This is a genomic window from Paenibacillus sp. FSL H7-0350, assembly GCF_038593195.1.
Classification (GTDB): Bacteria; Bacillota; Bacilli; order Paenibacillales; family Paenibacillaceae; genus Paenibacillus_AQ.
In genome coordinates this window covers 4,124,200-4,138,049 of record NZ_CP151972.1, presented here as the reverse complement: position 1 = coordinate 4,138,049, position 13,850 = coordinate 4,124,200, and the positions used below count along the sequence as shown (strand labels likewise).

At 53.8% G+C, this 13,850-nt stretch carries 10 protein-coding genes; 6 read left to right on the top strand and 4 right to left on the bottom strand.

Features of this window, described 5'->3' with window-relative positions; genetic code table 11:
- Nucleotides 1–71: 71 nt before the first annotated feature.
- From NYE24_RS18845 to NYE24_RS18835, 3 genes are all read left to right on the top strand, one after another.
- Nucleotides 72–770 carry a response regulator transcription factor gene (locus NYE24_RS18845; protein ID WP_036691670.1) on the top strand — a complete coding sequence of 233 codons (699 nt, stop codon included), beginning with the start codon at nucleotides 72–74 and terminating at the stop codon, nucleotides 768–770.
- Nucleotides 771–793: 23 nt separating this feature from the next.
- On the top strand, nucleotides 794–2,167 hold the full coding sequence (locus NYE24_RS18840; protein WP_342476394.1) for a HAMP domain-containing sensor histidine kinase: 1,374 nt from the start codon (nucleotides 794–796) through the stop codon (nucleotides 2,165–2,167).
- A 111-nt stretch (nucleotides 2,168–2,278) separates the two neighbouring features.
- The gene (locus tag NYE24_RS18835) at nucleotides 2,279–3,022 is read left to right on the top strand and encodes a hypothetical protein (RefSeq protein WP_342476393.1); all 744 of its coding nucleotides are present in this window, start codon (nucleotides 2,279–2,281) and stop codon (nucleotides 3,020–3,022) included.
- 123 nt (nucleotides 3,023–3,145) lie between these two features.
- On the opposite strand, the gene NYE24_RS18830 is transcribed toward NYE24_RS18835, so the two are convergent.
- Nucleotides 3,146–4,246, bottom strand: a complete 1,101-nt coding sequence (locus NYE24_RS18830) for a GntR family transcriptional regulator (protein ID WP_342479263.1) — start codon at nucleotides 4,244–4,246, stop codon at nucleotides 3,146–3,148.
- A gap of 281 nt (nucleotides 4,247–4,527) precedes the next feature.
- Between NYE24_RS18830 and NYE24_RS18825 the strand changes: the two genes are divergently transcribed.
- Genes NYE24_RS18825 through araA form a run of 3 tightly spaced genes read left to right on the top strand, consistent with a single transcriptional unit; the run spans nucleotide 4,528 to nucleotide 8,304 of the window.
- Nucleotides 4,528–6,141 carry an FGGY-family carbohydrate kinase gene (locus NYE24_RS18825; RefSeq protein WP_342476392.1) on the top strand — a complete coding sequence of 538 codons (1,614 nt, stop codon included), beginning with the start codon at nucleotides 4,528–4,530 and terminating at the stop codon, nucleotides 6,139–6,141.
- 3 nt (nucleotides 6,142–6,144) lie between these two features.
- The gene (locus NYE24_RS18820; RefSeq protein ID WP_036691678.1) at nucleotides 6,145–6,840 is read left to right on the top strand and encodes an L-ribulose-5-phosphate 4-epimerase; all 696 of its coding nucleotides are present in this window, start codon (nucleotides 6,145–6,147) and stop codon (nucleotides 6,838–6,840) included.
- A gap of 39 nt (nucleotides 6,841–6,879) precedes the next feature.
- A complete protein-coding gene (gene araA / locus NYE24_RS18815; protein WP_342476391.1) occupies nucleotides 6,880–8,304 on the top strand; it encodes an L-arabinose isomerase in 1,425 nt (474 codons plus the stop codon).
- Nucleotides 8,305–8,679: 375 nt separating this feature from the next.
- Here the strand turns inward: araA and NYE24_RS18810 are convergent, their stop codons facing one another.
- From NYE24_RS18810 to NYE24_RS18800, 3 genes are all read right to left on the bottom strand, one after another.
- A complete protein-coding gene (locus tag NYE24_RS18810) occupies nucleotides 8,680–10,305 on the bottom strand; it encodes a helix-turn-helix domain-containing protein (RefSeq protein ID WP_342476390.1) in 1,626 nt (541 codons plus the stop codon).
- 6 nt (nucleotides 10,306–10,311) lie between these two features.
- Nucleotides 10,312–12,048: a histidine kinase gene (locus NYE24_RS18805; RefSeq protein WP_342476389.1), complete on the bottom strand. Its 1,737-nt coding sequence runs from the start codon at nucleotides 12,046–12,048 to the stop codon at nucleotides 10,312–10,314.
- 187 nt (nucleotides 12,049–12,235) lie between these two features.
- On the bottom strand, nucleotides 12,236–13,831 hold the full coding sequence (locus NYE24_RS18800) for an ABC transporter substrate-binding protein (protein ID WP_036691684.1): 1,596 nt from the start codon (nucleotides 13,829–13,831) through the stop codon (nucleotides 12,236–12,238).
- Nucleotides 13,832–13,850: the final 19 nt, after the last annotated feature.

Genomic DNA, 13,850 nt, shown 5'->3' with positions numbered 1-13,850 from the left:
GGGTTCGAACGGTGACGGAGAGTCTAACGTTCTCTCGCGGTGTTAATATTAGGTAGAAGAGGAGGGATCGGATGAACAAAATTCTCGTAATCGATGATGAAGCGGCTCTGCGGGACCTGATCGAGCTTGTGCTCCGCAGAGAGAATTATGAGGTGCGGACTGCGGAGAACGGAAGTGCGGGGCTTACGGCCCTGGATTCTTTTCAGCCGGATTTGGTGGTACTGGATCTGATGCTGCCCGATTGCTCCGGCTATGACCTGTGCAAGGAGATTACCAAGCGGCAGGCGGTTCCCATCATTATGCTGTCGGCCAAGAATGAGATTATAGATAAGGTCCTGGGACTTGAGCTGGGGGCCGAGGATTACATGACCAAGCCGTTCGATAACCGGGAGCTGCTGGCGCGGATCAAGGTGGTGCTCCGGAGAGCCCAGAACAGCGGTCTGCCCGCAGATGCTGAAGATACCCGGATCACTCATGAGGAGCTGACCTTCGATCTGGAGACCCGGGTAGTGCAGAAGGGCGGCGTTCCGGTTGCCCTGACGGCCAAGGAATTCAGAATTCTGGAGACGCTGCTGAAGCGCCCGGACAAAATCTATACCCGGGATGAGCTGCTGGAGATCGTCTGGGGCTATGACTTCATGGGCGACAGCCGCAGCGTGGATATGACGATTATGCGCTTAAGAAAGAAGCTGGAGGATGATGCCGAGAATCCGAAATATATCAGGACCGTCTACGGCTTCGGTTATCAGCTGGGAGGTGGCTCCGCCTGAAATACGCGACCCGGCTGGTGCTAATGTATTTGCTGTTCTCGGTGCTGTCCTTTGCCGTTATCATTATTTCGGTGAATAAGGCGATTGACTATTTCAGCTTCGTAACGATAGAGAAGCAAATGATGGAGAAGGCAGATCTGGGCGAGATGTCCTTCAGAGAGGTGCTCTCCAGGCACGAACAAGAGGTGGATGCCGGGCAGATGGAGGCGGTGGCGAGAAGCGCGCTGGAGACGTTAAAAGCCTCCGTCAAGGAGGTGCGGATCTACGACAGCAGCCAGAAGCTGCTGGGACTCGCTGTTGACGGGATTGTGATTAATAACAAGACCCCCGTCATTTTCCCCGGGAATATCCAGAACGCTCTTAAGGGTAATTATGCGTACACGGTCTCCGGGGATCACCTGCTGTACTTCGCAGTTCCGATCCAAGACAAATATTATCAGAACAGCTATGTGTACGAGTTCGTGGAGGATGTCTCTTATTTCTATACGATGATGGATCAGATCCGCTATATCCTGTTCGCCGGTGCGGGAGGGTTCATTATCCTGATTACGCTCTCCAGTCTTTTCATCGCCCGTAATACGACGAAGCCGATCAAATACCTGCTTGGCGCGACAGAGAGCTTCTCCAACCAGCAGTTCAGGGAGGTGCGCCTGAACCGGAAGGATGAGCTGGGCATGCTTGCTGCGGGCCTGAACCGGATGGGCATTCAGCTCAGCGACTATATCCAGTATCAGAAGCAGTTTGTCTCGAATGTATCCCATGAGCTGAAGACGCCGCTCGCTGCGATCAAGGGGTTCTCACAATATTTGTACGAAGGCGAGGACGAGGATGAGGAGCTGCAGCGGATCTACTTCCATCTGGTGAATGAATCGGACCGCCTGACCCGGCTGGTCAATGAACTGCTTATGCTGTCACGCTTCGATAAGGCAGGACAGGATGGAATCGATGCCGAGAAGACAGATCTGGCACAGCTGGCCGCAAGGGTAGCCGCCGGATTGAGGGTCAAGGCGGACAGTAAGGGGATAGAGCTTACGATCCGCCAGGGACCGTCGGTCTTCGTCAATGTCAATCAGGTGCTGATGTCCCATGCGATCGCGAATGTACTGGACAATGCCATTAAATACTCCGGTCTCCGTACCCGGGTAAGCATTGAAACTTTGGTCCGGGAGCAGGAAGCTGTCGTGCAGATCAGCGATCAGGGCATCGGAATCAGCGCGGATGAACTTACCCGCGTCCAGGAACGCTTCTACCGGGCACGGAATGCCAGCGCGGCAGGCGGAACGGGGCTGGGGTTATCCATCTGTAAGGAGATCGCCGAGAAGTTCGGCGGGCACCTCAGCATAGAGAGCCAGCTCGGAACCGGAACTACCGTCTCTATCCATCTGCCGCTTAGTTAACGTTACAAGACTGATACAACTCTGTTATTACACTAATAAATGGTTTTCGTATACTAACCTCATACCAAACAAACAACGCGCCAAACGCGTACATTCATGGAGGGATTACTTATGGGAACATTTAAAAAACCGGCAGCGCTGCTGCTGCCCGCAGTATTGTTAATGACACTTCTGGCCGGATGCCAGTCCGATTCGGCCGCTCCGGCGGCTACCCCTTCGGCAGAACCTACAGCTGAAGCGGTGTCCACAGCGGCACCGGAAGCTTCGGCTACCCCTGCTGCTGAGCCTGCGGCGACTGAAGCTGCTACGGCCGAGCCAACCCCAGCGGCTTCAGCGGGCAGCTCCGAGGCGATCAAGGAGGGAACCATCGAGAAGGAAGGAAATGTGATCCTGAAGGAGCTGGCTTTTGTCCATAAGGATCACACCATCGCGCTCTCCGACATTGTGGATGATGCTAAGCTGGAGAGTATGCTGGGCAAGGCAACTGCGAAGAAATCGCACACGTATTCTTTGGATGACGGTAAGAATATGGATACCCTGATCGGCAGAACAGAGAACACGTATACCTTCCCGGGCCTTGAGATTAAGACGATTGATTCGGGTGACGGCAAGCAGTTCTACATCTTCAGCATGAAGATTACCGATCCGAAGTACACTACGGTCCGTAATATCAAGGTCGGAGACAGCCTGGACACACTCAAAAAAGCCTATCCCGAAGGCAAGCTGACCGGAGACGGGGCACCTGAGGAAGAGGATGACTACCGGTTCGCCCCAAGCAACTATGTGGATTATATTCTGTTCCATGTCAAGGGCGCTAAGATTGAAAGCATAAGCATCTCTACGCTGCTGGACTAAGCCTGTCCCCCGGTTCTGCCAGATTAAATAAGAACAGCCCTGCCGCTTCACGGCCTGTAACGGTCATGAAGCGGTCAGGGCTGTTTGTCTGTGTAGCTTAAGCTTATTTCTGGGCGGACTATCCTATTCCGCTGGAGCTGGTTCCAGCACCCGCACCGTCTCCCCCTCTATCAGCTCAGGCAGATAGTAGGTGCTGCTCTTCAGGTCCTTTTTACCCTGAAGCTTCTTAATGACCCATTCGGCCGCATCCCGGCCCATCTGCTCCTGCGGGTGGGTTAAGGTCGTCAGCTTGATGCCTGCGTTCTTGGCGATATAGGAATTGTCCTGGCCAATGATTGACAGCTCCTCCGGGATCGAGATCTCCAACTGCTTGCAGACGTTAACCACCTCGAGTCCCACCTCGTCGTTATAGCACACAAGGGCTGTCAGCACCTCCCGGTTATCCTTCAGGAATTGCTTGAGGTTCGCCGACAGGTCACACTTGGATTCCGTATCGAAGGAGAGCACCTGCTCCGGGTGGAAGCGCAGTTTGGCTTCGCCGAGCGCCTTGATATAGCCTTTCATGCGGTATTTGCCTTGGAGATCGTCCATTTTGGCGATAATCCCGATCTGGGTATGGCCCTTCGAGATCAGCTCCCGGGTCGCCAGATAGCTGGACTGTACATCATCCAGACAGAAGAACGGCACCTCCAGCTCCTCATAATAAGCGTTAATCATGATGAACGGGACATCCTGCTCCTTGAACGACAGGTAATAGGCGATGTTCGGGTTGTACAGATTGCTCTTCGTAGGCTCGATAATCAGCCCGTCTACCCCGAAGGACAGCATCATTTCCAGCGCCTTTTTCTCCTGGGCCACATCATTATTGGTGCTGGCGAGCAGCAGGGAATAGTTGTCCTCGTTGAGCCTGCCTTCAATCCCCCGGATAATGGAGGGGAAAATATAATCGGAGAGGTATGTGGTGATTACGCCGATGGTCCGTTTGCCCGCGCCATTCCCGGATTTGGACCGGAACTGGTGGCTGACATAGGTGCCTGAGCCCTTCTCGCTCCGCAGGAACCCCTCGTTGGACAGTTCCAGAATGGCCTTCCGCACGGTCTGGCGGCTGACGCCGTACATCTCCTGCAGCGCCGACTCCGTAGGAATTTGTTCGCCTACACTGTAGGTGCCGGACAGGATATTGCTTTTGAGTTCATCGAATATGATCTGGTACTTGGTTCGCACACGGGTCACTTCTTTCATAGTTGTTCTTATTTGAAATGGATAAATTATTGTAGTTGTACGTACATATTATAGCTTGAATATAAGCTTAATATCCTCCGGTGTCTACTATATATAATGATTTGCATAAAAAACGGGTGATTTCTCGGTAAATTTGTAGGTATATCTTATATATATTATTGACAAATGTACGAACAAAAAATATACTAAACCTGTTCATAAAGGAAGCGCATTCTTTAGATTCGTAAGTAACACAGTTTGGTTCAGAGAGGAGTAACGTGGGCATGGATCAGAACATCAAGCAAGCGATACTTAAGGGAGAGACATCACTGGGTATCGAATTTGGGTCCACACGTATCAAGGCCGTCCTGATTGATCAGCAGTTCGAGACGGTTGCATCCGGAAGCTACGAGTGGGAGAACCTGCTGGAAGGCGGATATTGGACGTATCCTTTGACGGATATTATTAAGGGCCTGCAAGCGGCTTACCGCGAGATGAAGCAGGAGGTTGCACAGAAATACGGGATTACGGTTACTACTGTCGGTTCGATCGGATTCTCAGCAATGATGCATGGATATATGGCCTTTGACAGCACGGGCGAGCTGCTGGTTCCGTTCCGGACCTGGCGCAATGCTACAACCGGTGCGGCGGCCAAGGAATTAACAGAGCTGTTCCAGTTCAATATTCCGGAGCGCTGGACCATTGCCCACCTGTATCAGGCGATTCTGAACGGGGAAGAGCATGTTCCGCAGGCAACGTTCGTAACGACGCTGGGCGGATACATCCATTGGCTGCTGACCGGCAGCAAGGCGATCGGGATTGGCGATGCCTCCGGGGTCTTCCCTATAGATGAAGCTTCGCAGAATTACCATCCGGCCATGGTCAGCCAGTTCGATGAGCTGATTGCCGCTAAGAATTACCCTTGGAAGCTGAGTGATCTTCTGCCCAAGGTCTACGCTGCAGGCGAGCAGGCGGGCGTGTTAACAGAGGCTGGAGCGAGACTGCTGGATGAGTCCGGGGACCTGCTGGCAGGCATTCCGCTCTGTCCTCCGGAAGGCGATGCCGGAACAGGAATGGTCGCTACGAACAGTGTCCGCAAACGGACCGGTAATATCTCTGTAGGCACCTCCGTATTCGCTATGATCGTGCTGGAGAAGGATCTTACGGCGGTATATCCTGAGATTGACATGGTGACCACCCCGGATGGTAGTCCGGTGGGAATGGTACATGCCAACAATTGCTCCAGCGATATCAACGCCTGGGTCGGCTTGTTCCGGGAATTCTCGGAGGCGATGGGCTTCAAGGTTGATCCGGCGCAGCTGTTCAGCGTTCTGTTCAATAAAGCACTGGAGGCAGACGCCGATGGCGGCGGCTTGCTGAGCTACGGCTATTTCTCGGGTGAGAATATTACCGGGCTGGACAAGGGACGGCCGCTGTTCGTCCGTTCGCCGGAGAGCCGCTTCACGCTGGGTAACTTTATGCGGACGCATTTGTTCTCCGCTTTTGGCGCACTGAAGATCGGGATGGATATTCTGACTTTGAAGGAGCAGGTGTCCATCGACAGCATTCTGGCGCATGGCGGCTTGTTCAAGACGCCTGTAGTCGGACAGAGAATTGTAGCTGCTGCGATGAATGTGCCGGTCTCTGTGATGGCAACAGCCGGAGAAGGCGGCGCATGGGGCATGGCGATTCTGGCTTCTTATATGAAGAATAGAGGGCAGCAGGAGCGTCTGGATGATTTCCTCGACCAGAAGGTTTTCAAGGATATCGAAGGCGAGACTATTCATCCGGTTGCGGCAGATGTGAAGGGCTTTGAATTGTTCATGGAACGCTACACGGCGGGTCTGGCGATTGAGCAGGCCGCTGTAGATCATCTCGTAGAGAACGGGGGGAATTAACACATGCTGGAGCAATTGAAGGAAGAGGTATGCGAGGCTAATCTGGAGCTGCCTAAGCACGGGCTGGTCAAATACACCTGGGGCAATGTGAGCGCGGTGGACCGGGCGAGCAGCCTGTTCGTCATCAAGCCGAGCGGAGTCAGCTACGATAAAATGAAGCCGAGCGATATGGTCGTTGTGGACTTCGATGGAAATGTGGTGGAAGGAGAGATGCGACCTTCCTCGGATACAGCCACTCATGCTGTACTCTACAAGCATTATGCTGAGATCGGCGGCATCGTGCATACGCATTCCACATGGGCAACCATCTGGGCTCAGGCTGGACTGGATGTTCCGGTTATGGGGACGACACATGCAGATACCTTCTATGGTTCTGTACCATGCACACGGTTCCTGACCCAGGAAGAGATTGACCGCGGGTATGAAGCAGAGACCGGGCATGTGATCATTGAGACGTTTGAACAGCGGGGGCTGGATGTCATGGCGATTCCCGGCGTTCTGCTGAAGGGCCATGCGCCGTTCACGTGGGGCAAGGATGCCCACGCCGCTGTCATGAACAGTGTGGTGCTGGAGGAAGTGTCCAAGATGAATCTCTTCGCCCGCCAGCTGAATACGTTCGCCGAGGAGCTGCCGCAGCGGATTCTGGACAAGCACTACCTGCGCAAGCACGGCAAGGACGCGTATTACGGACAGAAATAACTGACTTTTACCAAACTAATAGAGAAGAGGATGAATATTATGTCAACAGTAAGCGACAAGCAATTCTGGTTCGTAGTAGGATCGCAGCACCTGTATGGAGATGAAGCGCTGGGTGAAGTGAAGGCTCATGCTCAGGAAATGACCGATGCGCTCAACAATAGCGGAGTGCTTCCTTATCCGCTGGTATTGCAGGATCTGGCCGTTAGCGCAGACAAAATCACTTCCATCATGAAAGAAGTGAACTACCGTGACGAGGTTGCCGGTGTAATCACCTGGATGCACACCTTCTCCCCGGCTAAAATGTGGATTCGCGGCACGAAGCTGCTGCAGAAGCCGCTGCTGCACCTGGCTACCCAGTATAATGAGAGCATTCCTTGGGCGACAATTGACATGGACTTCATGAACCTGAACCAGGCTGCCCATGGCGACCGTGAGTATGGTTTCATCAATGCCCGTCTGAAGAAGCAGAATAAGGTCGTTGTAGGATACTGGGAACGTGCTGAAGTCCAGAAGCAGATTGCAGAATGGATGGACGTTGCCGTAGCTTATAACGAAGGCTTCAACATCAAGGTTGCCCGCTTCGGCGACAACATGCGCAACGTTGGCGTGACCGAAGGCGACAAGGTAGAAGCCCAGATCCAGTTCGGCTGGACCGTGGACTACTTCGGCATCGGCGATCTGGTAGCTTATGTGAACGAAGTGAAGCAGGAAGAGATCGATGCCCTGTTCGCAGAATATACGAAGCTGTATGCCGTTGATTATGGCACGTACAGCAAGGAAGATTGGGAAGCCAGCGTGAAGGTGCAGGCGAGCTATGAGATTGCCCTTAAGCGCTTCTTGGATGCAGGCGGCTACAATGCCTTCACCTCCAACTTCGAGGATCTGCACGGCATGAAGCAGCTTCCGGGTCTGGCTGTTCAGCGCCTGATGGCACAAGGCTACGGGTTCGCCGGTGAAGGGGACTGGAAGACTGCGGCCCTGGACCGCCTGATGAAGGTCATGAGCCACAACCTGAACACCGGGTTCATGGAGGATTACACTTACGAAATGGCTGCCGGACAGGAAGCGATTCTCCAGTCCCACATGCTGGAGGTTGATCCGAGCCTGGCCAGCAACCAGCCGAAGATCATCGTGTCCCCGCTGGGCATCGGCGACCGCGAAGACCCGGCCCGTCTCGTCTTCGACGGCAAGTCAGGCGAAGGTGTCGTGGTATCGATGGCTGACTTCGGCACTCATTACAAGCTGCTGATCAACGAAGTTACCGCCTTCGAGCCAACCGTTCCAGCTCCGAATCTTCCGGTAGCACGCGTACTGTGGCAGGTGAAGCCTAACTTCCAGGACGGAGTCAGAGCATGGATCGAGAACGGTGGCGGACACCATACCGTCGTATCGCTGAACCTCACTACTGATCAGATCGTTACCTACGCCAAGCTGGTGGGACTGGAATACGTGATTATTAAGTAATAAGAGTTAATTGTTAAAGTAAAGCATGTTAAAAAGAGCGAAGGGGCGTATAGCCCTCTCGCTCTTTTTGTTTGGCAGGTATGGTGGGCGCGGCGGCGGTATGCAAAAGACATCTGCCTGCACCGCCGGGAAGCTTGTGCCGGGGTAGACGGCCCAATGTAATCGAAAAACCGATCACAATGTGCAGGCGTGGGGCAATCGGCTCGAATGTAATCGGAAAACCGATCACAATGTGCAGGCGCGAGGCAATCGGCTCGAATGTAATCGGAAAACCGATCACAATGTGCAGGCGCAGCGATCAGTCTGCTGAATGTGCTAGCGCAGCGGTTCCTATGCCTAGTGCTCCTGGTGTCACTAACGTCCCCGCGCCCCCGCTCACTTCCTATTCCGCGCACGGTATTGCTGCGGAGTGGTGCCGACGACCCGCTTGAACAGGTTGGAGAAGCTGCCAAGGCTGGTGTATCCGACCTGCTCGGCGATGTCGGTAATCTTCAGCTCGGTCTCCTCCAGCAGTTGCTTGGCCTTCTGCAGCCGCTCCTGTATGATCACATCCGAGATCGACAGCCCGGTCTCCTTCTTGAACAGCCGCGACAAGTAGGCCGGGTTCAAGTACACATACGCGGCCAGCTCATCCCGGGTGATCTCCTCGCTCAGACGCGAGCGGATATACTGCCGGATCTTGGTGACTGTGGCCGAGGATACGTTATTGCTGGTCTGCAATAAGCGCATTACGGCTCGCAGGCATTCCAGCGCCCAATGCTGGAGCGAAGCGGACTGCTTCGGATAATTCTCCTTATCCATCAAGGGCTTCAGCTCGGCTGAGGCGTGTGCGGATAAGCCTTTTTTGGCGAGAACGGTGTGTACAATGAACAGGATGCCGTGAATAAGCTGACGGTGCAGTTCACTTGTCCAGCGGCCAGGCTCAATGCCCGAGAACCACAGGGTTACACGGCGCTCCAGCTCCTCCAGCTCGCCAAGCTCCAGGAGGGTCGCCCACTCTCCGAAGATGTGCATAGGCGCTGCCTGAGGCCCCGGCGCAAGCGGCAGATGTCGGCCATACGCCTGATCCTCCGGTCCGAACACCTGACGCGAACGGTTCAGGTTGCGTTGTTCCCGTTCAGTGACATCCGTATATGCGCTCATGATACCGGACAGAGGGACGCCCGCGCTGATGTAGATCGACAGGGAGCAATGCAGCAGCCGCCCGCAGGTATCCAGGAAGGTGCGGCCATTCTGCTCCAGCGTATGCCGGACGGCCTTCATATCGCCACGCACGTAGATGACCGCCAGATTATGGCCGACCTGATCCTGCAGCACGGTGCCTTCCAGCCCGCTTAGCAGCAGCTCATCGGCCATATTGCGCAGCGCATATTCCATAATCGTCTCATCCCGTGCACTAAGGTTCTCCTTCCACTGCTCCAGCCCCAGCAGAGCTAGGAAGTAGCGGTCCCCGGGCTGCAGATCCAGATTGTAGGTGTTCGCCGGAAGGGTGAGCGATTCCAGCACGGGCGCCGCCCGCTGGCTGAGAATATCCTGCCAGAACCGTTCCACCAGTAGCGGCAGCTGATGCTCCCACTGTCTCCGGTATTCCTGGATCAGGGTCTCGAACTGCTGCTGCTCCTTCTGCTTGCTGATCTCAGCGAGCGCCTCACGGGAGATCTTCATCAATTCCTCATAGTCTACCGGCTTGAGCAGATAATGGAAGGCACCGTGATAAATCGCGCGCTGGGCATACTCGAAATCGGCATGGCAGGTCAGCATAATCGTCAGCGTACCGGGAGCAGATTGCTTCACCCAGGCCAGCAGCTCAAGGCCGTTTCTGCCCGGCATTTCGATATCGCAGATCAGCAGATCTACGGGCTTCTGCTCAAGAATAGCAATTGCCTGATCCACATTCTCTGCCAGACAGACATCCGACACGCTAAGCGCGCTCCAATCCACCCCCTGCTGGAGGCCGAGCAAGGCGAAGTATTGGTCGTCAACGATTAGAACTCTGTACATTGAACGTCACAGCTCCTTTTGAACGGGTAGTCTGATTTCCACAACCGCGCCTCCGTCTGGAGCATTGTGGAAGGTAAGCCGTGCCCGGTTGTTATAGAACATCAGCATGCGTCTGTATACGTTCCATATTCCCAGATGGCGGTCTGTCGGCTTGCGCTCATACACGCCATGATTGAGCATGTCGAGCTGAGCTGCGGAGAAGCCCGGCCCGGAATCGCGGATCTGAATGGTAATGCAGGAATTTCCGCTCTCCCCTGCATCTTCACTGACGGTTATGCCAACGTTGAAGGGCTTCGAATTGTTGATGAATCCATGCTTGATCGCATTCTCGACGAAGGGCTGGATCAGCAGCGGCGGAATCAGTGTAGACTCAAGCTCCTGCGGAAGCTGCACCTCATAAGACAGCTTGTTGGGATACATGACCATCTGAATCTCGATATAATTCTGAATATGACCCAGCTCGCCGCTCAGCGGAATCCAGGCGTCATTGGTATTCATAATGAAGCGGAAGTGGGAGACCAGATGTCCGATCATCTTCTTGATCAGCGCATATTGCTTCAGCTCTACCAGATGAAAGACGATATTCAAGGAATTCATGAAAAAATGAGGATTGATCTGCGCCTGAAGATGCTTCAGCTCGGCCTGCTGCACCTTCATCTGCTCCTCATACACATCAATCTTGAGATTACCGATCTGCTCCGCCATCTGGTTGAATTGCATCGTAATGATCTGGAACTCTCTGCTGTTGCCATCCTTCAGCCGGTATTCCAGCTGTCCCTTCCCCAGGATGCGCATCCCGCTGGTCAATTGCTGGATAGGCTTGAACACCAGCCTGCTGAGCAGAGCCAGCAGAATAACCATTACGAGGATAATGACGAAAGGAATGACCTTGATGATCCGCTGGAAGATCGGCAGCTCGTCCAGAATCGATTTCTCGTCAAGCAGGAAGAAGACATTCAGATTGGAATACTGCGAAGGCTTGTCAATCAGCAAATACGAATTGCCGTTACTCAGGCGAATCGAGGCATCCACCGGACGGTCAGGACGGCCCAGCTGGTTGCGGATGAGCGCAAGATCTTCACTGGCGAACTGGCCCCAGAGCAATTTACCGTCATTGTCGATCATGCCCACCTGCCCGCTGCCTCCGGTAGACTCCAGCTGGGTCAGCGGCTGGGCCAGAGAATCGATACTGACCAGTACCCCCATGAGAAGCCGGCCGCTCTTGTCCGGCAGCACCTTGAATAACACCGGCTCTCCGCCGAGAGTCACAGTCTCCCACTTCAGGGAGGCCTGGAGATTAGGGGCCTTGAGGTGTGAAGACAGCCCGGAGGCAATGACCTCCTTCTCCTGGTAATACTCTCTCTGGCTGCTGAGGAATAATTCATCCCGGTCCTGATGGTAGACGAAGACACTGCGGATAATGGTGTAGTAGCTGACATCGCTGTACCACTGGTCCATCAGCTTACGGATGGACAGATAATAATTGACGCTGTCGGGCCCGCTGTCCGAATAGAGCTCCAGCAGCATGTTCTCATTGGCGGTACGCAGCAGATAATGGCTGGTCTGCTCCAGCAGCTCATCGAGAGTACCTAAGTGCAGGGTCAACGTGTCCGAAGCAGACTTCGCAACCTTCTCCCGGACAATGTTGGTGGAATAGAGATTGGTGTAGGAGAGAAAGAGGAACAGCGGCGTGACCAGCAGCAGGACAAGGGCACTCACTTTGAATCGCAATGATAGTTTCACAGTCATCCCCCTTATCCTTAGGTACATTTACACGCTGAGCGGCAGGAAAGGGGAAGGACGGCTGCCGTCCTTCCCCTTAGCTTAAAATATAAGAATTTGTATGTTCCACACGACAACTTATCCTTATATTTCTCGCTGACACGATACCGTCCTTAAAAGGACGGCATAGTCGTTTCCACTTGTTTGTTTAGGATTGTTTGGCCTTCCAGGCATCATATTGCTTCTGAACCTCGGCTCGGATATCCTCAATACCGTTTGCCTTCAGCTTATTATTGTATTCCGTCAGCACCTTGTCTACTCCCAGGCTGCCCGTTTCCAGCAGCGGGCGGAATTCCTTGATAATATTGCTGACCACAGAGACCTGTGTTTTGACAGCGTCGGTATTGAAGTTGAAGCCGAAGGACTTCACCTTATGGGCACTCTCGTTATAAGCCTTGAACTTCTCCCATTTATCGGCACTTTCGCCTTCCCACAGATAGGTTATGGTCTGGTTGCCGAACATCCATTCAATTCCCGGTGCCCAGCCGGTATCGGCACGGGTAGCAATGCCGTCAGGCAGCTTGATGAAGTTGTCCTTGCCTTCTACCTTGACATACTGCCGGCCCTCTACGCCGAAGTCAATCAGATTGACCAGAACTGGGTCGGTATGCAGCAGGTTCAGCAGCATCATCGTCCGCTCGGGATCAATCGAGGTGCGTCCGATGGCCATCATGGAGTTGCTGACGCTGGCTGTGCTGATCTCGGGTTCATTCCCCTTCAGCTTCACCAGCTCAATGCCGGTGGCGATGGAATCTTCCTTGTCGGAGTCCGGCTTGTCAGAACCGAATTTCATCCAAGTCTTGCCGGCCTTGAAAGCGTCTTCAGTACTGGTCTTAGTCGTTGCCGCATCCTTATTAATGTAGCCCTTGCTGAACCAGTCGCCATAGAGCTTCATCCGGTAGATCGCGGTGTCGGACTCCATCGAGCTGATCACCATCTTATCGGTCTTGGTATCCAGGACGATTCCGGCAGGAGCGCCTGCCACCAGCTCATAACGGAAGTTCTCCTTCATGCTCTCTTTGGTCTTGTCGAAGTAGCCCAGGGTATCCGATCCGCTGCCGGATAGCCAGATAGGCGCGATGGCCGGTTCCTTCTCCTTGATCGTCTGCAGCCATGGCTCCAGGTCCTCCAGCGTCTCAATTGAGTTCACATCGAAGCCGTATTTATCTACCAGATCCTTGCGGAACATAATGGTATGGCTCTCGCCGATTTCCTTATTGGTAGGAATCGCATAGATTTTGCCGTCAACCGTTCCGCCGTCAAGGAAGCGGGGATCAAGGGTGTCCTTGATGCCTTGTCCATATTTGGCTAACAGATCATCCAGCGGGAGAAATGCGCCTTTGGCTACGTTATTGGCGAAATCCGCCCAGTTCGGAGCAAAGGTCAAATCGACCTGTTCACCGGATTGATAGGCTAGTGCCATCTTCTCGGCCCAGGAGGACCAAGGGAGTCCCTGGAAGTCAATCTCGGCGTTGATTTTTTCTTTGAGATACTTGTTGATCTCGTCCACAACCGCCTTGGTATCATTTTGCGGGAAATTCCCGACCGTGTAAACTTTCAGCTTCCGGAACGTTGAGGTGTCAGGATTAGTGCTGCCTTCCGTGCCTGCTGTTGTAGCTGCTGCTGTCGATTCTGCCTTGGAAGGTGCGGATGCACCTGAATTGCCCCCGCCGCATCCGGTAATGCCCAGTATCACGGCGGTTAGGGCAGCAAGCACCGCGCCCGAGCTTCTGGTTGTTCTCATTTGTATGAACCTCCTCAAT